The sequence below is a fragment of the Bradyrhizobium sp. CCGUVB1N3 genome (assembly GCF_024199925.1).
GTDB lineage: Bacteria > Pseudomonadota > Alphaproteobacteria > Rhizobiales > Xanthobacteraceae > Bradyrhizobium.
This window is the reverse complement of the sequence record NZ_JANADR010000001.1, coordinates 9,781,214-9,802,239: the sequence shown is the minus strand read 5'-3', so window position 1 is coordinate 9,802,239 and position 21,026 is coordinate 9,781,214. Positions and strand designations below refer to the sequence as shown.

General features: G+C 64.1%; 22 protein-coding genes, 1 tRNA gene and 1 pseudogene. 12 read left to right on the top strand and 12 right to left on the bottom strand.

Translation table 11 applies throughout. The annotated features are described in order from the left end of the window. The first annotated feature begins 230 nt into the window (after positions 1-230). Positions 231-305 (top strand) — tRNA-Thr (locus tag NLM33_RS46305). Between the two features lie 139 nt (positions 306-444). Here NLM33_RS46305 and NLM33_RS46300 read toward each other — a convergent pair. Continuing rightward, positions 445-1,785, bottom strand: a complete 1,341-nt coding sequence (locus NLM33_RS46300; RefSeq protein WP_254105509.1) for a hypothetical protein — start codon at positions 1,783-1,785, stop codon at positions 445-447. A 403-nt stretch (positions 1,786-2,188) separates the two neighbouring features. On the opposite strand from NLM33_RS46300, the gene NLM33_RS50085 reads away from it, so the two are divergent. The 3 genes and pseudogenes from NLM33_RS50085 (at position 2,189) to NLM33_RS46275 (ending at position 3,782) form a co-directional block, all read left to right on the top strand. Further along, positions 2,189-2,350 carry a hypothetical protein gene (locus NLM33_RS50085; protein ID WP_371930094.1) on the top strand — a complete coding sequence of 54 codons (162 nt, stop codon included), beginning with the start codon at positions 2,189-2,191 and terminating at the stop codon, positions 2,348-2,350. 327 nt (positions 2,351-2,677) lie between these two features. Beyond that, positions 2,678-2,794: pseudogene (locus NLM33_RS46285) on the top strand (IS5/IS1182 family transposase); the annotation flags it as partial. A 727-nt stretch (positions 2,795-3,521) separates the two neighbouring features. Next, positions 3,522-3,782 (top strand): hypothetical protein, encoded by a 261-nt coding sequence (locus tag NLM33_RS46275; protein WP_254105506.1) that lies wholly within the window; start codon positions 3,522-3,524, stop codon positions 3,780-3,782. 261 nt (positions 3,783-4,043) lie between these two features. On the opposite strand, the gene NLM33_RS46270 is transcribed toward NLM33_RS46275, so the two are convergent. The 3 genes from NLM33_RS46270 to NLM33_RS46260 form a co-directional block, all read right to left on the bottom strand. Next, the gene (locus NLM33_RS46270; protein WP_254105503.1) at positions 4,044-4,217 is read right to left on the bottom strand and encodes a hypothetical protein; all 174 of its coding nucleotides are present in this window, start codon (positions 4,215-4,217) and stop codon (positions 4,044-4,046) included. A 1,026-nt stretch (positions 4,218-5,243) separates the two neighbouring features. After that, entirely contained in the window at positions 5,244-7,085 is a 1,842-nt protein-coding gene (locus tag NLM33_RS46265; RefSeq protein WP_254105500.1) for a PQQ-binding-like beta-propeller repeat protein, read from the bottom strand. A gap of 103 nt (positions 7,086-7,188) precedes the next feature. Further along, positions 7,189-7,905, bottom strand: a complete 717-nt coding sequence (locus tag NLM33_RS46260; RefSeq protein ID WP_254105497.1) for a class I SAM-dependent methyltransferase — start codon at positions 7,903-7,905, stop codon at positions 7,189-7,191. A gap of 100 nt (positions 7,906-8,005) precedes the next feature. On the opposite strand from NLM33_RS46260, the gene NLM33_RS46255 reads away from it, so the two are divergent. Continuing rightward, positions 8,006-8,737 (top strand): dienelactone hydrolase family protein, encoded by a 732-nt coding sequence (locus tag NLM33_RS46255; RefSeq protein ID WP_254105493.1) that lies wholly within the window; start codon positions 8,006-8,008, stop codon positions 8,735-8,737. A gap of 78 nt (positions 8,738-8,815) precedes the next feature. On the opposite strand, the gene NLM33_RS46250 is transcribed toward NLM33_RS46255, so the two are convergent. The 3 genes from NLM33_RS46250 to NLM33_RS46240 form a co-directional block, all read right to left on the bottom strand. Next, on the bottom strand, positions 8,816-10,513 hold the full coding sequence (locus tag NLM33_RS46250) for a methyl-accepting chemotaxis protein (protein ID WP_254105490.1): 1,698 nt from the start codon (positions 10,511-10,513) through the stop codon (positions 8,816-8,818). Between the two features lie 150 nt (positions 10,514-10,663). Next, a complete protein-coding gene (locus NLM33_RS46245; RefSeq protein WP_254105487.1) occupies positions 10,664-11,149 on the bottom strand; it encodes a GNAT family N-acetyltransferase in 486 nt (161 codons plus the stop codon). Positions 11,150-11,236: 87 nt separating this feature from the next. Then, positions 11,237-11,401: a hypothetical protein gene (locus NLM33_RS46240; protein WP_254105483.1), complete on the bottom strand. Its 165-nt coding sequence runs from the start codon at positions 11,399-11,401 to the stop codon at positions 11,237-11,239. Positions 11,402-11,504: 103 nt separating this feature from the next. Here NLM33_RS46240 and NLM33_RS46235 point away from each other — a divergent pair, with 103 nt between their 5' ends. Next, positions 11,505-11,885: a hypothetical protein gene (locus NLM33_RS46235; RefSeq protein WP_254105480.1), complete on the top strand. Its 381-nt coding sequence runs from the start codon at positions 11,505-11,507 to the stop codon at positions 11,883-11,885. A 304-nt stretch (positions 11,886-12,189) separates the two neighbouring features. Beyond that, a complete protein-coding gene (locus NLM33_RS46230; protein WP_254105478.1) occupies positions 12,190-12,444 on the top strand; it encodes a hypothetical protein in 255 nt (84 codons plus the stop codon). Between the two features lie 9 nt (positions 12,445-12,453). Here the strand turns inward: NLM33_RS46230 and NLM33_RS46225 are convergent, their stop codons facing one another. From NLM33_RS46225 to NLM33_RS46210, 4 genes are all read right to left on the bottom strand, one after another. Then, positions 12,454-12,693: a hypothetical protein gene (locus NLM33_RS46225; RefSeq protein WP_254105475.1), complete on the bottom strand. Its 240-nt coding sequence runs from the start codon at positions 12,691-12,693 to the stop codon at positions 12,454-12,456. Positions 12,694-12,883: 190 nt separating this feature from the next. Next, positions 12,884-13,591 carry an outer membrane protein gene (locus NLM33_RS46220; RefSeq protein WP_254105472.1) on the bottom strand — a complete coding sequence of 236 codons (708 nt, stop codon included), beginning with the start codon at positions 13,589-13,591 and terminating at the stop codon, positions 12,884-12,886. Positions 13,592-13,877: 286 nt separating this feature from the next. Then, the gene (locus tag NLM33_RS46215) at positions 13,878-14,300 is read right to left on the bottom strand and encodes a hypothetical protein (RefSeq protein ID WP_254105469.1); all 423 of its coding nucleotides are present in this window, start codon (positions 14,298-14,300) and stop codon (positions 13,878-13,880) included. A gap of 199 nt (positions 14,301-14,499) precedes the next feature. Then, complete coding sequence (locus NLM33_RS46210; RefSeq protein WP_254105466.1) at positions 14,500-14,916, bottom strand: His-rich protein BRANT; 417 nt, start codon at positions 14,914-14,916, stop codon at positions 14,500-14,502. A 272-nt stretch (positions 14,917-15,188) separates the two neighbouring features. Here NLM33_RS46210 and NLM33_RS46205 point away from each other — a divergent pair, with 272 nt between their 5' ends. Next, a complete protein-coding gene (locus NLM33_RS46205; protein WP_254105462.1) occupies positions 15,189-15,731 on the top strand; it encodes a lipopolysaccharide assembly protein LapB in 543 nt (180 codons plus the stop codon). Positions 15,732-15,842: 111 nt separating this feature from the next. Beyond that, a complete protein-coding gene (locus NLM33_RS46200; RefSeq protein ID WP_254105459.1) occupies positions 15,843-17,228 on the top strand; it encodes a serine hydrolase in 1,386 nt (461 codons plus the stop codon). On the opposite strand, the gene NLM33_RS46195 is transcribed toward NLM33_RS46200, so the two are convergent. Next, complete coding sequence (locus NLM33_RS46195) at positions 17,218-18,783, bottom strand: S10 family peptidase (protein ID WP_371930182.1); 1,566 nt, start codon at positions 18,781-18,783, stop codon at positions 17,218-17,220. The two genes, NLM33_RS46200 and NLM33_RS46195, sit on opposite strands and share 11 nt — an antisense overlap. A 190-nt stretch (positions 18,784-18,973) precedes the next feature. Here NLM33_RS46195 and NLM33_RS46190 point away from each other — a divergent pair, with 190 nt between their 5' ends. The 3 genes from NLM33_RS46190 (at position 18,974) to NLM33_RS46180 (ending at position 20,986) form a co-directional block, all read left to right on the top strand. Next, positions 18,974-19,753, top strand: coding sequence for an NAD kinase (locus NLM33_RS46190; RefSeq protein ID WP_254106184.1), 780 nt, complete (start codon positions 18,974-18,976; stop codon positions 19,751-19,753). Positions 19,754-19,831: 78 nt separating this feature from the next. Further along, complete coding sequence (locus NLM33_RS46185; protein ID WP_027525630.1) at positions 19,832-20,377, top strand: response regulator; 546 nt, start codon at positions 19,832-19,834, stop codon at positions 20,375-20,377. Positions 20,378-20,407: 30 nt separating this feature from the next. After that, entirely contained in the window at positions 20,408-20,986 is a 579-nt protein-coding gene (locus NLM33_RS46180) for an Hpt domain-containing protein (RefSeq protein ID WP_254105454.1), read from the top strand. Positions 20,987-21,026: the final 40 nt, after the last annotated feature.

The following is a 21,026-nucleotide window of genomic DNA, read 5'->3' as shown; positions in this document are numbered from 1 at the left end:
CGGACACGGCGATGATCTGGATCCGGTGACCGCCCGGTCACCGCGACGATCTGGACCCGGTGACCGCCCGGTCACGGCGACGATCTGGGCCGCACCGGTGATGCTTACGCTCGAGCTGCGGCTCCTTGAGACAGCGTCGGCGGGTTCTGGCACTTTTCGGACAAGTCTGGTATTGCGACCGCACCCTAGCGGACCCGCCGGCCCAGCCGGCTTGTTGTTCCCTGAAAGTGGCCGGCTTAGCTCAGCGGTAGAGCAGCGGTTTTGTAAACCGAAGGTCGGGGGTTCAATCCCCTCAGCCGGCACCATGAAATTGCCTGTAAATATAGAGGCTCCAGCGTTTTCGCAGGTGCGGAAAATGCGGCCAAACCGGAAACAACCGGCGGGTGTGCCAGTCGCAAAAACAGGCACAGTTGTTCACGCCACGTTCTATTCTCTCGAGCCCGGCTAGGGGCTCTTCAAGATGGCGCTCTGGGGGCCTGCGGCGACAAGCAGCGCCGAACTCTCGATCACGGTAATTCCCCGGCTCTGCAACATGGCAGCGATATCGGCCTCGGTCGCCTTCCCCGTCGCCAAGAACTGATCCGTCTTGAAATCGTCGACCACGAAGGCTTTGCCGGCAGCGCGACAAACAAGATTGTTCAGTTTGCAATAGACCGGCCCGGGAATCCTGGACACGCTCGCGGCTGCCGTGGCCATGATCTCGGCTGACGCCGCGTACCGCGCGCGGAACTGTGGATCAAGCAGCACCTGGGCGCTCTCTTGCCGGCCGGATAAGACGAGGCGCAGCGCGAGCGCAACAACCACCGCTACTCGCGCACGGTTTAGGCCGATCGCCACGGCCGCCGGCGAAGCGGCGATCCGCGCGAGTGCCGCGCCTGTGCCAATCGCGAGCGCAATGGTCAGATCGAATGCAGCGGTCCCAAAGACGCCATCCCCGAGCCATTGCGTAAGACAGGAGAGCAACGCAACAGCGGTATGCAGCGCTGTAAAGCGCGCGGCGTAGCTCGCGCGATCGAACCAGGCCCAGATGCCCCACATGACGGCAGCGAGCGCCAGCCATTGCAGATGCCCGATTTGGCTGACCAGATGCCCCAGTGAGTAGGCTCTGGCGGTCAGCAGGTTCGCAAAGAAAGCAGAACCGAAGATGGCGCCACAGGCGCCGAGCCCTAGCACAACAGCACCGACACTGATCAGCACCGGCCGCGCCGCCGATCGCCAGTCATGGAAGCAAAGCCAGAGTATCGCGGTCGCTGGGATGGCGATGATGTTGTGTTTCCAAAAGCCGGCCAGAACCATCAGCAACAGCGGCGGCAATGGCGACGCCTTCGCCTTGTCCCGATGGAGAAACCAAACCAGCGCGGCCCCCATGATTGCCTGCCCCGCAATCTGAGGATCGTTCGCGCCCACGTAGCGCGTCGCGTTGTGCGCCATGATGGCGACGAACCACATTGCGCCGACCGCGCCCGCGAGAAGCGAGCCCGCCAGCATCCTGACGGCCAATACAATCTCTACGGCAATGGCGAGAAGTCCAATGATTGATAGAGCACGCCCTACAAAGAGGCTATCGCCGAACAGCTTACCGAGCCCGCCAACGACGAAGAATGACAGCGGAGGATAGTTGTTAACGATAAGCTGGTCGGCACCCGGATATAGCCCCAGCCCAGCCGCCGCAGCGTCCTGATGGAAGGCGTTCCACGACTCGGTGAACCAAATCTCGATCGGGAATTGAGCCCGCCAGACCGGCCAAATCAAAAAATACGACGCGAGCACCGCAAGGATACCCACGCACAAAATGCGCGTTCGACTATGCATTTCCCAGCCCCCGGCGCAGGCTACTCAACCGCGGCGGTAAGCGCAATCAGTCACAGGCGGCACGCAACCGGGTCGCAGCGACATGGGCGTGCGCGGCGTCCTGGTTTACTGCCAGGACTATCGTTGCAGCCACAACATCGCCTTAAGCGCCGATCACTGGCCGGACGAGCTGCGGCTATCGGACATCGAACAGCGCTTTACCTGCTCTGCTTGCGGCCGCCGCGGTGCAGATGTCCGGCCGGACTTCAATTGGAGTAGGCCTCCGACTCCGGCTGTGGGATATCGATGAAGCTCACCGCCGAACGTCCCTTCGCCAACCCGGAAGTCGCAGCGCGCAAGCTCGTCGAGCTCGCCGCCGGCATCGAAGCCGTCCAAGATGGGCGCATTCATTATCGAGAAGATCAACGCCCCGTTCCTCTACACACTGAAGGCCAGCGGCGAGGAGTTCGGCGCGGGCATCAAGCACGCAATCGAACGCGGTTGGCTCGATCTGCACGAGAGCGGCACCTATGTCCGGATCTCGAAGGGCCGAGACTAGCCCCAACGCCGAGCGCATACTGGCCCGCTATTATCGACGGTGCATGCACTCGTGCACGTAATCTTTAAAGCCGGGATCTTTCTTGGCTTTGACGAGACCCATCGCGCGGGCCTCATCGCGGCACATTTCCTTTTTCTCGATGATTTCCGGATGTCTCTCCGCCTTGCACTGGAAGCGGAAAGGTCCTGGCGGATACTGCCTGCAATTTTGCGCTTCGGCGGCGATACTAAGCTGCCGAGCACTATCGTAGCGCCAATCAGTGTTCTGATCATGAGGCACCCGATCGAAACATTTTTTTAGAAACGGCCCCAGCACAACCCTAAATGCCGTATGTGGTGCAGACTCAAAGACTGGCGTCGCATCGCCACCCGATACGACAAACTCGCCAGGAATTACCTCAGTGCAGCCTTCATCGCCGCCGCAGTCACCTATTGGCTCAATTGAGTCCGGACCCTAGCGGAACGGTGAGGCCGCGCAAGAAGACTGATCGGGGCTGGGGGCGTCCTTTCGAGGAGCCGATCGAGGTTGGCCGACGCAAGCTCGTCACCTTGCGTGATGCCGGCCACTACATCGCCAAGCTGCCCAAGGCTGAGCCCGATCGGCCAGAATGGCAAACGGCGATGGAAGCGCTGATCCTCGTGGCAGAGCAAGGCGACCCGACGATGTTTGCACGCATTGGCATCATGCGAGCCTTGAACGGCGGCCGGAAGCGAGGCCCGGCATTGGAGGCAAATCCAACCGGACCTCGCAGGCGCCTATCCCGTGCAGGGAATCGACGACCACGAAAGGATCACACGGCAAACTGACATCGACCTTACACGACCAAGACGAGGATGGCGCCGGAGATCCCGGCGCCTTCCTGTTTGTCACCGCCTTAGCCGGCGGGCATGAGCAGCCAGCCGCTGGCTGAGCCTGACGATGTCCTCGATGTCGCACTCGTTCTCGAAATAGACGGTCCGTCGTAGGTCGACCACGTTGCTCATTGCTGCGCTCTCCCTGCCTGGGCGAGGTCGTCGAGCGCTTGCTCAACCGTCCGGCCTAGTTGCATCTCCTCCGCTGATTTGCCCTAACGGTCAATTAAGTCCCCCCGCTTGGGGAAATCTGCTTGCGCGCGACCTGCGGTTGCCCGAGCCTCTGTGGCGTTGTCGAGATCAGGGCGAGGAGAAATGGTATGACACAGACCATTCGTTCAGACATGATCCGAAAGCTGATTGCCGTCGCAGTGGTTCTAGGCAGCACCAGCGCTCAAGCGCAAAACTGCGTGCAATATCCCCCCGGTCCTTTCCGCCGTCAGTGCGTCGAAGCAAACCATCCGCAGGTTGGTGCAAAGATAGAACGGTGCAAAGAGGAAGCCCTATCGATGGGTCTCAACCGGAGCATGTTGGATCCCGCCATGAAGGATTACGTGCAGGCGTGCATGCACCGTCGATAACTGCGAGCACGCCCTTGCCTCGTGCTGCCCCTACTGACACCGACATGCCGTTCGGGCGCAAGGTCACAAAGTTGGCGCCTTTGCCGTCGTGCAAGAATCCGATCCAGGCGTCCCCACCGCACTAAAAACGTTGCCGATGGTCACTCCGTCAGCGCCGCTGGAGACGACGCCAAACGTACCCGTGAAAGAGCCGGCGACATTGAAGATGTTGGCCGCTGCGATCAGACCAAAGCCGCCGGTCTGAACGCTGACGTGCTCACCTCATCCATCCGGCCTGCCTGCACTGGCGGCGCGATCGCGCAGCAGGTCGGCTTCGAGATCGATCACGATGTGTTGCAACAGGCGCGCGGCGAGCGGGTCCGTCACCTCCTGCGCCAAAATCCTGTAGCGGGCGATCTCGCTTTCACGCTCGTCGAAACCTGCATCTGTGACCATCGCTGCACCCTCCAGCAGACTGACGCAAAGGGCCCGCAGATCGTTTCGCTAAAATTTTCCGATCATTTTTCATGGTGCACAGCTTGTAAATTATGGAGACTGGCGTTCGTCCCGCAGCGAGACAGTCTGGAGACGAGCAAAAAAAACGGCCTCAGCATCTGGGGGCCCTGGTGGAGGCTTAATGCTGAGGCCGCACGTCCGCGCCGGTGTCAAAACGGCACGCCGACAAGCTGCTCTGCTTCGCGGGTTCCCGCACTTGCCTATGTGAATCGGCCGCCGGGAACCGGCTCACGGCCCATCTGGCCTACTGCAATATCTTGTGTTGCCCGACGGGCAAATCACGCCAGCGCTGGGGCAATTCGCATCGACCAAAATATATCGATTGACGGAATTCTGATTTATCGTATTTTCACCACACCTCATCCCACGCAGAGGGGCGTATCGCGATCGTCACGGTATGCGGGATGAGCGGCGGTGGACGCAGGCAGCGTCGGCGCGAAGGGCGGTCGCAGGGCGGGTAGTCCCCGTGAGCGACGGCATCGCGCGGTACGACAACGCTGTCGGCGTACGGCAAAATCGTGTGGTCCTGGCGCCCGGAGTCTGTGCGTCAAGTCTTGCGGTGATGCGGGTCGGTCCGACCGGGCGGCTCGCATCGTTGCGCTGCAAGGCGACGGGGGCAATAGTGCATCGCTCCCCGGGGAGAGCGCGACATAAGCCGTAAGCCCACTGCGCAGGGAAGGCCGGGTGTTGTTTCCGGCTTAACCTGTATGCCGCTGTGCAGTTCTCTTGTTTGACCTGCGCGCAGCGGACCGCGGGTGCCAGCCGGCACCCGGCCTTCCCTGCGCCCTCTGTTCCGATGGAGGGTATGACGGAAGCAAAGCTCGGGCGAAATGCGCCGCGAGAATGCGAAGCTGTGTCTGCAACAAGATGCGAATTGGAAGAGAGCCGCTGCGACATCCTCCGTCATTGCGACTCGCGAGATTGAGGCACGTGCGCTCCACACCCTCAACTGTCATCGCCCTCGCCTCACTTCCCCACCTCGAACGCCAGCAGCACGTTGCCGGCGGTGCCGCTCCATTGGCCATAGCCGGAGTTGGTGTAGAGCATGCCGTCGACGATCACCGGGCCCGGGCCGTCGATGGCGCCACCGAACGCCGGAACGCCGTTGACGGCCTTGTAGTCCCGCGAGGTGTCGAACTCCCAGAGCAGTTTGGCATCCGACGTCGCATAGGCGCGCAAGTAACCGTTGACGCCGCCGGAGAACACGACACCGGGAATGACGCTGATCGCGGCCGAGAGCGCGGGGCTGCATTTCGGGCGCTCGCCGCAAGGCACCGGTGCCACCTCCATCGCAACCTTGCCGCTCGCAAGATCGAGCGCGAAGAGCCCGCCGCCTTGCGTGGAGTCGAGCCGCCGCGAGCCGTCGCGCAGGAAGCGCACGTCGGAGATCGCGACATAGATGCGGTCCTGGTCCGCAGCCGAGCCCCATTCGCTGCCGCCGAGTGGACCGCCCTTCCCGATCCGCGTCTGCCAGAGGATCTTGCCCTCGCTATCCGGATCGAGCGCGTGCACGACGCCGGACTTTTGGCCGATGACCAGGACGCGCTTGCCGTCGCGCAGCTTCACCAGGATCGGCGACTGGCCGAAATCATGATCCGGCCCGTGAGCGTTCGGACAATTGGTCTGGTCGGTGGTGAAGCAGGCCACGACAAAGGCATCCTTCGGGGTCGCCTGCTGCTTCCAGAGCAGCCGTCCGCTCGCAAGCTCGAACGCAAGCACGGCATCGCTGGTCGCGGCCGGCGGGTCCGAATAGGAATTGCTGGTCGCGACATAGACCGCCTTCCGCTCGGTGTCGATGGTCGGCGCCGACCAGATAGAGGCGCCGGACGGACCATAGAGCTGCGTGCCGCGCGCATTCCTCGTCGTCGGCTGCGGCACCTCGGGGATCGTGTAGGCCTTCCAGATCAGCTTGCCCGTCGCAGCCTCCAGCGCGACGAGGCTGCCGCGGAAGGTGCAGCATTCGTAGCTCGGCTGCGATCCGGCCACCTCCTCGAGCGAGGAGACTGGCACGTAAAGCACGCCGGAATAAAGCACCGGAGAGCCGGTGATTCGGGCGGCCGGGTGCTCTTCAACATTCACCTTCCAGATCAGCGCGCCGGTCAGCGCATTGACGGCATAGACGTTGGCGCGGCCATCGCCGAAGAACACGGCAAACTGATCCGTGCCCGGGACCTGCCCGAAGCTGATCGCCGCGCGGACCGCGAGGTCGGGTGCAAATGTCCACACCGTACAGCCGCTCTTCGCATCGAGCGCACGCACCTTGCGATCGGCGCCGCCGACGAACAACAGCCCGCCGGCGACCGTCGGCTGCGCAAAGGCAAGCGACGCGCCGGGAAAGGCATACGCCCATTTCAGCGTCAGATGCGGCACCTGCTCCGCTGTCAGCCCGGCCATCCCGTCCGGCTGGAAGCGGCTGTTGTTGAGATCGGCGCCCCAGCCATTCCAGCGCGGCCCGTCGATGCCTTGCGGAAAGGCGGTGATGGCTTGCGTGCAGCGGCCGGACGCGTCGGCGGCCGCAGCCGCGCCGCTCACGGCCGTCTTGCCGGTGACGAAGGACGCGATCGCCTTGCGCTCGTCATCGCTGCGCCCCTGCGCCATCGCCGCCATGCTGCCGGTCGTGAGCGTCGCCAGCACGTGCTCGAACGACATCGCCTGCATCGCGCTGCGAGGCGGCACCCGGCTCTGCGCGTCGCTGCTATCGTGGCATTGGGCGCATTGCCCGGCATAGAGCGCGGCGCCATCCTGCTGCGCGATCGCAGGAGCGCCGCAGGAGATAAGCAACAAGGCCACGATCGCGTTCAGCTTCATCGTTCACACCCCGGCAAGAGCAGCGAAGCAAAATCTTGTCACGCAAGACGAAGTGTAGTGCGAAGGCGCCGGAGAGCGCAACCGGGCGTCGTGGCCACATCAGTCACACGGTCCTCGCGATGTCTCCTGCCTCGCCGGACAGATCGGCAAGCCGCCACAGCCCGAGGCTCTTGTCCCGCCAGCCGCCTCCGCCCTCCTCGCAACGCTCGTTGATCAGCTCCAGCGGCGCCGGCCAGCCGAACGGCGCCCGCTCGAGATTCAATGCGCGCCAGTCGCCATCCTCGCAATCAAGATTGTCGTGCCATTCCGGAAAAGTGGTGGCGAGCAGGAAGCGCGCACCGCTGGCGCGGAAACGCCCCAGGGCACGGGAGATGTTCTGAAAGCTCAGATGCACCAGGCAATCCCGACACAGGATGACGTCGGCCTGAGGCAGCTCATCTCGCGTAATGTCGGCGCTGATGAAACGGCCCAGGAGCTCGCCTTGCGCGACCCGCTGGCGGTTGGCTTCGATCAGCGACGGCACGATATCGACGCCGATATAGTCGACGTCGAGCCCACATCTGCCGATCCAGCCGGCATCCCCGCAGGGCGCATCGAGCAGCGAACGCACGCCGAGGCGTCGGAGCAAAGGCGGCAGCGCGACCTCGATCTCGGCGGCCGCCGGGTGTTCAGAGCCGAGCCCCGACACCGAGGTCGGAGCGCCCCACAGATTGGTGCGGACGATGCGCTCGAACCGTCCGGCGAGATCGAGACCGGCAAAATTCTCGCGGTCGGCGACGAAGCGCTGGTGAGCAAGCACGGGCGGACGATCGGGGATCATCGGGCAAGGCCTCGAGAAAAATGAGCGGTCAAATTTCCGTCGCAGTGCACTATACAGGCGACGCTCGCCGATCGGAATCCCGTCTGAAGAGAGCTGAGTGATGATCACGCGACGAACCACCCTTGCAGGTCTGGCCTTGCTCTCGCTGTCGCCTGCGGCGCGCGCCGAGCCCGGCAACGACGCCTTGACGCGTTATCCCGCGGAGGTTTCCGGAAAACGCCCCGCCGTGATTCTGCTGCACGGCTCGCGCGGCATCGAGATCAGGCCGCGCGCCTATCAGCGATATGCCGACGCCCTGTCGGCCAAGGGCATCGATGCCTATCTTCTCCGCTACATGACCGAGACCGACATGGCGACGCTGAATTCGAAGATGAGCACGAAGGAAAGCCGCGAAGCCTATGACACGACACGGTTCGACGGCTGGTCCGACACGGTCGCCGCGACCGTGACGAGCATCCTCGGCCGGCCCGACAGTTCGGGGCGCGTCGGCCTGTTGGGCTTTTCGCTCGGCGGCTTCATCGCCGCCAACACGGCCGCGCGTGACGCGCGCATCGCCGCACTCGCGGTGCTCTATGGCGGCATGCCCAATGCCACAGCCAGCAAGGTCAAGCACATGCCGCCGATGATCGAGCTGCATGGCGAGGCGGACCAGAACGTTTCGATCGCGAACGGAAAGAAGCTGATCGCGCTTGCGAAGTCCGTCGGCGCTGAGGCCGAGTTCGTGCCCTATCCCGGCAAGCCCCACGGCTTTGACTTCTCCGACAGCGATCCGATGACCGCGGATGCGATCGACCGCGTCAGCCGGTTCTTTGCGGCGCGGCTCGCGGGCTAGGTGACAGCAGCGCGATCAAGCGTAGGGTCTGCGACGCGCCGGCGGCGCAAGGCCGCCGGGTCACTGGTGCTCCCTCGCCTAACCGGCGCGTACCGTCGACAGGAATTTGCCGACTTCGAGCTTCAGGCGGTTGCTGTCGGTGGCCAGCATCTTCGCGGTCGAGAGCACCTGCGAGGAGGCCGAGCCGGTCTCGGCGGCGCCGCGCTGCACGTCGCCGATGTTCGAGGACACCTGCTGGGTGCCGTGGGCGGCCTGTTGAACGTTGCGCGCAATCTCCTGCGTCGCGGCGCCCTGCTCCTCCACCGCCGCGGCAATCGTCGAGGACACTTCCGACAGCCGCTCGATGGTTGCCGAGATCTCGCGGATCGCCGTCACCGAATCCTGGGTGGCGGTCTGGATGCCGGAAATCTGCTGGCTGATCTCGCCGGTCGCCTTCGCGGTCTGCTCGGCCAGCGACTTGACCTCGGAGGCGACGACCGCAAAGCCGCGGCCGGCCTCGCCTGCGCGCGCCGCCTCGATGGTGGCGTTCAGCGCGAGCAGATTGGTCTGGCCGGCAATCGTGTTGATCAGCTCGACGACGTCGCCGATCCGCGTCGCCGCGGTCGAGAGCTGGCTGACCCGCTCGGTCGTCGAGCGCGCCTGGCCCACCGCATCGATGGCCATCCGTGCGGATTCCTGCACCTGGCGGCTGATCTCGTTGACCGAGGACGACAGCTCCTCGGTCGCGGTGGCGACCGACTGGACGTTGCCGGTGGCTTCACCCGAGGCGACCGCGACGACCGACGTCAGTTGCTGCGCGCGCTGCGCCGTGGTCGCGAGCGTCGAGGAGGACGCTTCGAGCTCGGTGGAGGCGGAGCCGACGGTGTCCACGATCTCGCCGACCGCGCGCTCGAATCCATCGGCAAGATCGACCATATCGCGCCGGCGCTGTGCGGCGGCCTGCCGCTCGGCGTCCTCCTGGACCTTCTTGAGCCGCTCGACCTCGAGCGCATTGGTCTTGAAGATCTCGACCGTCTTCGCCATCTCGCCGATCTCGTCGCGGCGATCCTTCTCGGGCACCTCGGTCGAAAGATCATTCCGGGCCAATCCCTCCATCGCGAGTTTGAGGCGGGCGATCGGCTGCGACATCGCCTTGAGGCCGATGAAGAGCGCGATCACGACACCGAGCAGCAAGCCGGCCGCGCTGACACCGATCACGGTTTGGATCGAGGCGCTGGCCTGCGCGCCGAGCTCCTGCCTGCGCTTGGTAACCTGATCGGCCGTCCGTGCGGCGAAGTTGGCGATATCAGCGAGCGCCGCATCCATCACCGGATCGCACTCCTTGTGGGCGCGATCCGCAGCCTTGGCATTCTCCTCGCTGGTGCTCGCCTTGGCGCCGGCTTCGAGTACCGGATCGCAGGCGGCAAACACGCCCTTCAGCTTGTCGCGGATAGCGCGGATTTCGCCAGCACGGCCCGCATCCTCCTTGATCGCGGTCTCGAGGAAGCCGGCGATCTGATCGCGGTTCTCGCTTGCGATCTTCAGGCGCCTGGCGTTGCCCTCCTCGGTGGTCTCGGTCAGCGTGGCATAAAGCGCGGCGTGATAGGTTTCCGCCCGCCGCTGCGCGCGGGTCAGGCCCAGCCCCGCCGCTTCGGCTTCCGTCAGCGCCGAAAAGCTATCGACCGTCGAAGAGAGCTGGACGGCGCTGAACGCCGCCACGCCCAGGAGCGCACAGCCCAACACCGCAACGATCAGGCCGACTTTCAAGACAATCTTCAGATTATTCAAAAAGCCCATTGCAACCCATCCGATTGGATCCACGCGCCAGCGTTCCCGAAGTAGAACCCAATGGAACCCACGGACATTAATATTTGATACAATTTGCCGCGCGTAAAATTACTGGAAAATAGCTCTTGGCCGCGGCTTCGTAAGCTTCGTGTAAGCTTTCTATGTCTGCAGCGACGTCAACTGGATCGTGCGCGACATGAAGGCGGTTCGTCCGAAACCCTTCCAGTCGGTATGCTCGACGAGGTCCCAGCCGAGCCGCTGATAGAATCCCGCAGCGCTGGTCGTGTAGAGGAAGATCCGTGCAAAGCCGCGCAGACGGGCCTGCGCCTCGATCGCGCGCACCAGAACGGCGCCGGCCCCATGCCGCCGATGGTCGGGCGCCACGAACAATCCTGCAAGCCACGGCGAGACCTGGTGATTGGGCTCGATCTCGGAGGGCACCAGCAGGCAGGTGCCGACCGGCACCGTCCCGCGCTTGGCGATCAGGGCTACCTGCCGCGTCTGGTCCGCCGCGAAGCGATTGAGCGTGCGTCGCTCCTGCTCGACGCTCCCCCCGAGCACCGAAAACGTCTCCGCGCGCCAGCGCGCGCAGATGTCGATCTCGGGCGTGTCGGGGTTGACGATGTAGGTCTCTATCTCAGCCACGGCGCCGATAAGAGCCGAGGCCGCACGAACGCGCAAGCTGTGCCGGGAAACGGCTACAGCCAGAACGAGGGCGCCGCTCGATATTGCTCAGGTCGGGGACGCTTCCGCCCCTTCCTCGTGGCGCTCCTGTGCGCGCGCAAGCTCATCGGCGAATTTGAGCACGAGACGCCGCTTGTCGGGTGGCAGCAACAGGAAGGCGCGCACCAGGCTCAGGCCCTCGGCCTCTTCCGACCATTCATCCTTCGGTTTCATTGCCGCAGTTTCGGGCGATCGGGAAAAATATGCAATCCCCTGCAAGCATGCCTTGATTCGGAGCAGCCGGTTTGCTGGAATGGGACGTGCGCAGAGGTGGACCATGAAGTGGATCAGGGAACGCGATGCGCTGATCGCGCAGACATTGGCCTTTGTTCAATCCGTGACCGGGCGGAAGGAGGAGCAGCTCCTGACGGAGCCTGATTCCGTGCCCCCTCCGACCACCGTGGAGGTCACCTCCGTGGTGGTGATCGAAGAGGCCCGTGAGGTCGACCAGCCGCCGCAGGCGGCGCCCCCGCCCCCCCAGGTCGCGCCACCCAGAAGATCGGGCGATTTCCGCAGCGAAGTGCAGGCCAGGGTTGCCAACTTCCGCAAGAATCAGGAGCGTTTCGAGCGCGAGCGCGAGGAATTTTGCCAGTCGACCCTCGCCAAGGTGAGGGACGCCATCCGCGATCCTCCGCCCCGGCCGCCTGCCCGGACGTGAGCCCCGGCCATCAGAGCCAGGACCAGACCAGCAGCAGATTGGCCGTACAGGCGCCGAACAGCGCCAGCGTGAGCGGCAGGAGCATGTGCTCGCAGGAGGTTTTCAGGCCGGTCGTCATGGCCAGAAACATCCGCTGATTCCAGCCTGGGAGTCCCAGGGATTCTTTTTTTGGGATTCAGGACTCGTTTACGACTCACGCCCAGGCCGCTCTGTTCACGTATCCGTGATGACGAACCGTCCGCTGAAGCCGGGCTGAAACCCTCGATCCGCTCAAGCGTTAAGGCCGCTCCGAAAGGCAGCACCGATGCCCTACGCGCTGTTTTGCAACGATGCCCAGCTCAGCAAGGCCTACCCCAGCGAGGCCGACGTCTGGAAAATTGCGCAGGAGAGCGGCCTTGTCGTGGACGTCGCGACCGACGAGGACAGGCCGGGGCCGCGCCGCGTCCTGGACAACGACTACGAGATCAAGCTGTGCCCCACAGGCCCTGGCGAGGATCCTGCCAAGAACAAGGCCGACGCGGAGCAGCAATCCAGGATGGAGCTGCAGTTCAGTTCGTGAAGACGAGCGTCAGGGCGTTGCGATCACCAACGATGCCTGCTCGCCCGAGAGCACCACGCAGGCCTTGCGCCGATGCAGGCCGCGGATCGCGCCGGTGACCTTCAGCACCCGGCCCTGCCCGCAGGAGAAATCCTGCACGAAGGCCACCTCATAGGGCGCCAATACCAGCGGTTCGGATTTGAGGATCGTCTGTGCCGAGCACGGCAGCGTGACGAATAAGAAGATCACCACCGACGCCAAGATACGCATGTTCGTCATCCCACCCAGCCCGGCAATCACATAATAACGCGTTCCGGCGCGTGTTCCGTAAGCGGCAAAAATTATTTTTGCTTTACCGCGTGCCCATGACGTTGGTGAGACCACGCTTGTGCGACCAGCTTCCCAAAAAACAAAGGCCGGCGAAGCCGGCCTTTGCAGTCTTTCGTTTGCTGCCTGAGGATCAGTAGCGCGAGGCGGCCGGGCCGCCCCAGCCGAAGCGATAGTTCACGCCGACCTTGACGGTATGCTCGTCCTCCTTGCCGCGGACGCCGACGACGTCGGCCGGCCCGGCGGTGACGGTGGTGCTGCCGAAATTATAGTACTGGTACTCGGCCTTGGCCGACCAGTTCGGCGCGAACATGTATTCGAGGCCGGCACCGACGGTGTAGCCGTCCTTGTTGTTGCCGGTGGTGGTGACCGCGGTGGGCACGCCGCCGACGCTGGCGCCGAAATTGTTGTTGCGCCAGGCGTAACCGCCCTTGGCGTAGACCAGTGCCGGGCCCCAGGTGTAGCCGATGCGGCCCGTCACCGAGCCGAGCTGGTCGGTGTTGGAGGTCACGAGCGCGCCGCCCGGAAACAGGGCGCCGTGGTTGTTGGACGGCAGCCAGGAATACTGGGCCTCAATACCCATCACCCAGTTGGGCGCAAACTGATAGTCGAAGCCGCCCTGCACGCCGCCGAGGAAGCGGGCGTCGCTCGACTGGAAGGTGTTGTCGCCGGCGAACGCACCGCCGACATGGCCGCCGATGTAGAAGCCCGTCCAGTTATAAATGACCTGCGGCGGCGTATAGGCGGGCGCCTTGGTGTAGGGACGCGCCTGTATGTCGGCTCCGGCGGCTGGCGCTGCCAGCGCAAGCACAGCGGCTGCGCCAAGCAAGAACGTCTTCATGGATGATCCCCGTTATTTCGAATTCACCCTCAGCAAACAACGTGGCCTGAATTTGGTTGCTTCGCGGCGATGCCGGAGCCTTGATCGTTCGGTGCCGTGACGAGGCCGCAACAACGGTTTTTTGTGCTCCAGCGTTCCCTCGTCACGACAGATTTTTTCGCTGCGCGCACACTGCCGTGATGATTTGTCGCAAGGTCCGACGGCCTCGTTCAAAGCTCCCCGAAATGTGATCAGCGGCTTCCGGCCGCCCCTGTCCTAGCAGGCGCAGGTGAAGACGCGCTTTGCGCTACCGCGTCATCTTTTCCAGTTCTGGAAAGGGTGCGTAAACCGCACCCGCGCACATCTCACCGGCGCGCTCGATGACCCGGTCGGCGCGTCCATTGACGTAGACGATCGCCCGCTCGCGTATGCCCCGATAACTGCCGTCGCTCTCGCGCGGGGTGAAGTGCAGGCAGCTCACATAGAACGGCCGGCCACCGACCGTGCGCAGCACCGGATCCGCCATGGCGGCATCGCGCACGCCGACCGGGTCGTTCAAATAGCTGTGCATGATGGCGAGCGCCTCGCTGCGGAAATTGTCCGGAAAGGGCTGCTGGGCTGGGTTTCCCGCGTCGTCCACCAGGGACGGCCGGCCGCCGTCGCTGCCGAAGCAGGCCGCAAGCATCAGCGGCAACATCAGGACGCTCGCGCGTTTTGCCAATTCCCCCACGACTCCCCTCTCTCGACCGGACGCAAATCCGTTCTAGCCGCAAGGTCGGGCCGAGGGAATTCGCTTCTCGCGCCTGAAACGGCTCAACCGGCCCGCCGCCATCGCTCACGCTTTCGCGAGCCGCGATGGCAGTCGGGCCGGGCCTGAACCCTGCGCGCGGTGGCGGGGCAATGTGGTCGCCACCGCGCAGGATCAGCTACTAGCTGCGCTTTTCAGTCGTCACCGGCGCGCCCGGCTTGGTGACGTCGGGCTGGGCCTTCGGCTGCTTTTTGGCCGAAAGCATCTTGTGGTGATGACGATGCTTGTGGAGCGACTTGTGCTCGCTCGGGGTGATCGCGGCGTTGGCGTTCATCGCCTTCGTCTTGCTGTCGAGCTTGGCATCAGTCTTGGCGTCGGTCTTGATGCTGGTCTTGGCATCCGTCTTGGCACCCGTCTTGGCATCCGTCTTGGCATCCGCCTTGACGTCGGTCTTGGCGCCGGTGTTCGACGCCTTGGTCTGCGTCTGCTCCGACTTGATCACCGGGGCCTGCGTCGTGGTCTTGCCGGACTCTGCGGCGAAGGCCGGAGCGGCGATGACGGAAGCTGCAAGGAAGGCTGCGGAAATGGTCTTCAACATGGTGTTGTCTCCTCTTTGAAGGATCTTGAGGCGGCGCCCTCTCGCCGACCCTTCGATCATGGAGCAGACGTTAGGCGGGACGCGCTGAACCCATTCTGAAGCGCAATGTTCGCTTCCGTTCATCTCGATGACATCTTTGTCATGTTTCGGCGGAGCGTCTGGCCATGCTTGTCCTGGGAATAAGCCGGGCGGCCGGGAATGTTTTTGCGGCGCGGGTGTTCCCGTCTTGAGGCAATCGTGTAGGATCGCCGCATTCCATACGGGAGAGATAGATGAGCAAAGTTGCAAAGTTTCTGGTTCCGGCACTCGTCTGCGTGACGCTGGTCGCCGTGCCGGCTATCCAGAGCGCCTATGCCAATGGCAGCGATAGCCCCTCCGGCTCCGGGTCATCAGACACGACGTCGACCAAGAAAAAGAAGAAGAGCTCCTCCGTCAGCGATCCCAAATTCCTCGCCGCCTATCGCACGGCCTACACGACGATCTACGATCGCCACGACTATGCGAGCGCGATCGACCAGCTCAAGACGCTCAAGCGCGACAACGTTGCCGACGTCGCCAACCTGATCGGCTACTCCTATCGCAAGCTCGGCGACTACAAGCAGTCGCAGACCTATTACGAGCTCGCGCTCAAGGACGATCCGAACCACGTCCGCACCTGGCAGTATTACGGGCTCTGGCAGCTCGAGCAGGGCAACCGCGAACAGGCGCAGTATCATCTGAACAAGATCGCATCGCTCGCCGGCACCAGCAGCGACGAATATCGCTCGCTTGCGGCTGCGCTCGACAAGCCGACCGGCGCGACGCTCGTCTACTGACGACCGCTCCACTCCAGAGATGAATGAACCGGCGCAACTCTCGGGGGTTGCGCCGGTTCTGTCTTGTCGGCTAGCTTTCGCGAAGAACCTCTCCCTCGCATGTGGTGGGCAATGGATGCGTGGTTACGAGCCGCGATCGACTACATCGGCTCTTGGATCGAGTTTCAACTGATCGGATCGCAACAGCCGGGCCTCATCATCGCGATCACCCATCGCGGCGAAGTCGTCGCCGAGCATGCCTTCGGCCTTGCCAATCTCGACACCGGCGAAAAGCTGACGCCGCGGCACCGCTTTCGCATCGCCTCGCACTCCAAGAGCTTCACCGCCGCCGGCATCCTGAAACTGCGCGAGCAGCGCAAGCTGCGGCTCGACGACCCCGTCGGCCAATATGTCGGCGACCTGCATCCGCGCGTTGCCGAGACGACGATCGCACAGCTGCTCTCCCATAGCGCAGGCCTGACGCGGGACGGCGCCGACTCCGGCCAGTTCATCGACAGCCGTCCCTATCTCGACGAGAAGGAGCTGCTGGCGGAGTTGCGAACGCCCACCGCGATCGAACCCGGCACGCGCTTCAAATACTCCAATCACGGCTTTGGCCTGATCGGGCTTGTGATCGAAGCCGTCACGAAAGAGCCTTACCCCGCCTGGATCAAGCGCGAGATCATCGCAGCCGCCGGCCTTCGCGAGACCGAGCCGAGCGCGCCGCTTGCCAAGGGCGCATCGTTCGCTCGCGGCCATACGCGCAAGCTGCCGCTCGGCGAGCGCTGCGTGATCCCTGGCGACAACCCCACCCAGGCGATGACGTCCGCCGCCGGCTTCGTTGCAACTGCCGCCGACACCGCCCGCTTCTTCGCGCAGCTCGCGCCCAACGCTAAGAGGAGCGTGCTGTCGGTCGCGAGCCGCCGCGAAATGACGCGAAACCATTGGCGCATTCCTCAAAGCTTCGAGGTCCATTACGGCCTCGGCGTCAGCGCCGGCAAGACCGACGGCTGGGACTGGTTCGGCCATGGCGGCGGCTTCCAGGGCTACATCTCCCGGACCTGCTCCATTCCGGCCTGCGAGCTTGCGATCACGATGCTCAGCAACTGCATCGATGGCGCAGCGCCGATCTGGATGGACGGCGCGATGCAGATCCTGCGTGCGTTCCAGAACCGCGGGACACCTGACCGGCGGTCACGCGACTGGACCGGCCGCTGGTGGACGATCTGGGGCGCCGTCGATCTCGTGCCGATGGGCAACCGCGTCGTGGTCGCCAATCCGCACTTCAACAATCCGTTCATGGATGCGGCCGAGATCGAAGTCACCGGCCGCGATTCCGGCACCTTCGCCGCAGCTGCCGGCTATGCCAGCCATGGCGAGCCGGTGCGCCGCATTCGCGACAAGCGCGGCAAGGTCCGCGACATCTGGCTCGCCGGTATCAACGTCAAGCCGGAGAGCGTCATCGCCCGCGAGATCGCGCGCAAATATACGCCGCGGAAACGCCGGCCTACGGCTTGATCATCGCCTCGACCTCGGCACGAAACGCCTGCCGCGAGCCATCGCGCGAGTAGAACATGTGGCCGCCGGGATAGACCACGAGCTTGACGCGCGGCGCTGAGGCAAAGGCGGGCAACTGGTCGAGCACGATCTGCGAGCCGAAATAGGGCGTGGCGAGGTCGAACAGGCCATGTCCGACCAACACCGTCATCTTCGCGTCCGTTGCCAGGATCTGGCGCAGCTCCGAAACCGACTGCGCGGGATTGATGCCGTGGCCGAAATCCCAGGCCCGTTCGACTGCGCCATTGAGCACCTCATAGGAGCCGTCCGGCCGCCAGTTCAGCTTGCGTGTGAGGAGATCGACGGCGGCACTGGTGAGCGGCGCCTGAAGCGTGTCGCCGGAGGGATCGCCGAAACGGGAGCTACTGGAATCCGGATAGGGATCGAAACCGCGCACGGAGGCATCGTAGCGGCCGGTCACCTTGCCGTTCTTGCGGTCGAGCTCGCGGCGGAATTCGCCGACGTCGAAGCGGCCCGCGAGCCCGCGGCTCACCGCCTGATCGATGCCCGTCAGCGTGGCGACCTTGTCGGCCAGCCGCGTGGCCGCCCCCCTGTCCGCCTCGCCTTTGACGAGGTCGGCCAGGAACTCGCCGCGCGCGTAAGCTTCCACGTCGGCGAGATCGGCCCGCTTCACCGGCCCCTTGGCTTCGCGCACGGTCGCGACATAGCTCGGCAGCGTTGCGACATATTGCAGGAGGCTGGTGCCGGTGAACTCGCGGAAGTCGAACAGCGGCGAGATCATGATCAGGCCCTTGACGCCGACGCCCTGCTGCATCTGCAACTGGCGCACGACCTTCGGCCCGCGAATGCCGCCATAGCTTTCGCCCGCGACATATTTGGGCGACAGCAGCCGGTCGTGCTTCTCGAGCCAGCGGCGGATCACCAGCGCGAGCGCGCTGACATCGCCGTCCACGGAATAGAACCGCCTGCGGACGTCCTCGCCTGTCGCCACGAAGCGGCTATAGCCGGTCCCGACCGGATCGATGAAGACGAGGTCGGTGAAATCGAGCCAGGTCTCCGCATTGGGCTTCACTTCGGGAGAGGTCGACGGCGTGACCTCGTCGGCGTTGATCGGCAGCCGCCACGGACCGGCATTGCCGAGCTGCAGCCAGGCTGACGATGCGCCCGGCCCGCCATTGAAGAAGAACGTCACCGGGCGCGTGGCACGGTCGGTGCCGTCGAGCTGATACGAGGTATAGGCGATCTCGGCCTGCGGCTCGCCCTTGTCGTCGAAGACGCGGATGGAGCCTGCGGTCGCGGTGAAGGTGAGCGTCCGTCCAGGCAGCTCGAGCGTCTGCCTGGTGGTGGAGTCCGGCGGCAGGCGATGCTGCTCGGCCGTTACCGGGGGATTTTGCTGCGCATTTTGCGCGTTGCCGCCGCGCCCGCCGCCCTTCTGGCCGGCAGGCGCCGTCGCCTCGGGACGCTGCGGCGGATCGTCTGCGCGGGCCGGGCCGAACGTGGCAAAGGCGAGGAGCGCCAGCAAAAGCCCCCCGCGGCGAAGCGCCGGCGATGTGATGGTCACGCTGCTCACTCCCTGTTATCCGCTACAGGCTGTAGCACAAGATTGCGACAATGGCGCGGCATCACGGCGTATTGACCGTTTGCCATGGCGCGGGGTCACGCTCGACAACAACGGCCGAGGTCGTATAGACGACCTCGGCACACCTTTTCGAGCCGGCCTGACCCCTTTCGAGCCCCGCGATTTCATGACAAAGCCCAAGCGATATGATCGGATCGCCTTCGTCGCCAGCGCGGGCACCGAAGCCCAGGAAGCCTATGCGCAGCTGACGGGCCTGTACGGCAACTGCACGCCCGATGAAGCCGACGTCGTCGTGGCGCTCGGCGGCGATGGGCTGATGCTGCAAACGCTGCACCAGAACATGCGCACGGGAAAGCCGATCTACGGCATGCACCGCGGCACGGTCGGCTTCCTGATGAACGAATTCTCGACGGTCGACCTGCGCGTGCGGCTCGAGGCCGCACATGTGTCCGTGATCCATCCGCTGCTGATGCGCGCCACCGACGTACAGGGCGCGGTGCACATTCATCACGCGATCAACGAGGTCGCACTGTTTCGTCAGACCTATCAGGTGGCGCGGCTGAAGATCCTGGTCGACGAGCATGAGCGCATGTCCGAACTGATGGCCGACGGGATCATGGTGGCGACGCCTGCAGGGTCCACCGCATACAATCTCTCCGCCCAGGGGCCCATCCTGCCGATCAACGCCGCCCTGCTCGCCCTCACGCCGATCAGTCCCTTCCGCCCGCGCCGCTGGCGCGGCGCCCTCCTCCCCAACACGGCCTATGTCGTGTTCGAGGTGCTCGATTGCGAGAAGCGTCCGGTCGCGGCGGTCGCCGACCATGACGAAGTACGCGACGTCCGCCGCGTCGAGGTGCTGTCCGACAAGACCATCTCGATGCGGATGTTGTTCGACCCCGGCCACAGCCTGGAAGAGCGGATTCTGCGCGAGCAGTTCGGCTACTAGCTCCACGCCAGGCCTCAACGCTTCGTTAACCTCGGACGCGATATGGTTAACGAAGTTTGACCGCTTCGGCTGGGCGTCATGTTCCGCATCGATTTCAACAAGCTGCGCTTCCTCGTCTGCGACGACAATCCGCACATGCGCCGCATCCTGCGGACGCTGTTGCACTCCTTCGGCGCGCGCGAGGTCTATGAGGCCGAAGACGGCGCGACCGCGCTCGAAATGTACAGCCACTACGTGCCCGACATCGTCATCACCGACTGGGCGATGCCGATCTTCGACGGGCTCGAGCTGGCGCAGATGATCCGGCAGCCGGAATCCAAGGGCAACCCCTACGCGCCGATCATCATGCTGACAGGTCATTCCGAGAAGCGCCGCGTCACCGTAGCGCGCGATGCCGGCGTCACCGAATTCCTGGCCAAGCCGATCTCGGCCAAGGGCCTCTACCAGCGCATCCTGAACGTGGTCGCCAATCCCCGGCCCTTCATCAAGACCAAGACCTATTTCGGGCCCGATCGCCGCCGCAACACCAGCTCCGCCTATATGGGCCCCGAGCGCCGCGTCGGCGAAAAGCACGAGGTGCTGCAGCAGCCCTCGCTGCTCGACAAAGCGCGGTCCTCCATCTAGCGAGCGCCCTCAACCATCGAGGCAGGCATCATGGCCAAGAACAGCCCCAAAGACATCGAGGTCAAGGCCTTCGCCACCCACCAATTGATCACGCAGCCCAATCCGCTGCGCAAGGTGCTGCGCCGGGTCGAGGAAAAGGACATGGACGACCCGGTCGGTCGCGCCGAGCAGGCGCTCGCCGGGCTCTCCGGGGAGTTCAAGAACTGGATGGCGATCGAAGCCGGACGGCTGGCTGCGGCCTGCGCGGCCGTGCAGAAGGACGGCTTCACCAAGGAGGCGCGCGACGAGCTGTTTCGTGCGGCGCACGACATCAAGGGCGACGCCGCGACGTTTGGCTATCCATCCGCCGGGATCATCGCCGAAAGCCTGTGCCGCGTCATCGAGCATGCGCCGGATCTTGCCAAGGTGCCGAGCGAGCTATTCTCGCACCACATCAACGCCATCCAGGCCATCGTGCACGAGAACACCAAGCTCGACAGTATCTCCGTAGGCAGCGAACTCAGCCGCCGCCTGCGCAAGGTCGCCGACGAATACCTCGCCCACGTCAACCGTGACCGCCCCGAGCATCTCGAAGCGATTATGGCACCGAGCATCGTGCCGGCGGATTAACGTTGCCAGGTTGAAGGTCTCGTAGGGTGGGTTAGCGAAG

Coding starts and splice junctions, on each gene's coding strand:
- NLM33_RS50085 (WP_371930094.1), top strand. CDS start 2,189: ATGGGCGCATTCATTATCGAGAAGATCAACGCCCCGTTCCTCTACACA.
- NLM33_RS46275 (WP_254105506.1), top strand. CDS start 3,522: ATGACACAGACCATTCGTTCAGACATGATCCGAAAGCTGATTGCCGTC.
- NLM33_RS46270 (WP_254105503.1), bottom strand. CDS start 4,217: ATGGTCACAGATGCAGGTTTCGACGAGCGTGAAAGCGAGATCGCCCGC.
- NLM33_RS46265 (WP_254105500.1), bottom strand. CDS start 7,085: ATGAAGCTGAACGCGATCGTGGCCTTGTTGCTTATCTCCTGCGGCGCT.
- NLM33_RS46260 (WP_254105497.1), bottom strand. CDS start 7,905: ATGATCCCCGATCGTCCGCCCGTGCTTGCTCACCAGCGCTTCGTCGCC.
- NLM33_RS46255 (WP_254105493.1), top strand. CDS start 8,006: ATGATCACGCGACGAACCACCCTTGCAGGTCTGGCCTTGCTCTCGCTG.
- NLM33_RS46250 (WP_254105490.1), bottom strand. CDS start 10,513: ATGGGCTTTTTGAATAATCTGAAGATTGTCTTGAAAGTCGGCCTGATC.
- NLM33_RS46240 (WP_254105483.1), bottom strand. CDS start 11,401: ATGAAACCGAAGGATGAATGGTCGGAAGAGGCCGAGGGCCTGAGCCTG.
- NLM33_RS46235 (WP_254105480.1), top strand. CDS start 11,505: ATGAAGTGGATCAGGGAACGCGATGCGCTGATCGCGCAGACATTGGCC.
- NLM33_RS46230 (WP_254105478.1), top strand. CDS start 12,190: ATGCCCTACGCGCTGTTTTGCAACGATGCCCAGCTCAGCAAGGCCTAC.
- NLM33_RS46225 (WP_254105475.1), bottom strand. CDS start 12,693: ATGCGTATCTTGGCGTCGGTGGTGATCTTCTTATTCGTCACGCTGCCG.
- NLM33_RS46220 (WP_254105472.1), bottom strand. CDS start 13,591: ATGAAGACGTTCTTGCTTGGCGCAGCCGCTGTGCTTGCGCTGGCAGCG.
- NLM33_RS46210 (WP_254105466.1), bottom strand. CDS start 14,916: ATGTTGAAGACCATTTCCGCAGCCTTCCTTGCAGCTTCCGTCATCGCC.
- NLM33_RS46205 (WP_254105462.1), top strand. CDS start 15,189: ATGAGCAAAGTTGCAAAGTTTCTGGTTCCGGCACTCGTCTGCGTGACG.
- NLM33_RS46200 (WP_254105459.1), top strand. CDS start 15,843: ATGGATGCGTGGTTACGAGCCGCGATCGACTACATCGGCTCTTGGATC.
- NLM33_RS46190 (WP_254106184.1), top strand. CDS start 18,974: ATGACAAAGCCCAAGCGATATGATCGGATCGCCTTCGTCGCCAGCGCG.
- NLM33_RS46185 (WP_027525630.1), top strand. CDS start 19,832: ATGTTCCGCATCGATTTCAACAAGCTGCGCTTCCTCGTCTGCGACGAC.
- NLM33_RS46180 (WP_254105454.1), top strand. CDS start 20,408: ATGGCCAAGAACAGCCCCAAAGACATCGAGGTCAAGGCCTTCGCCACC.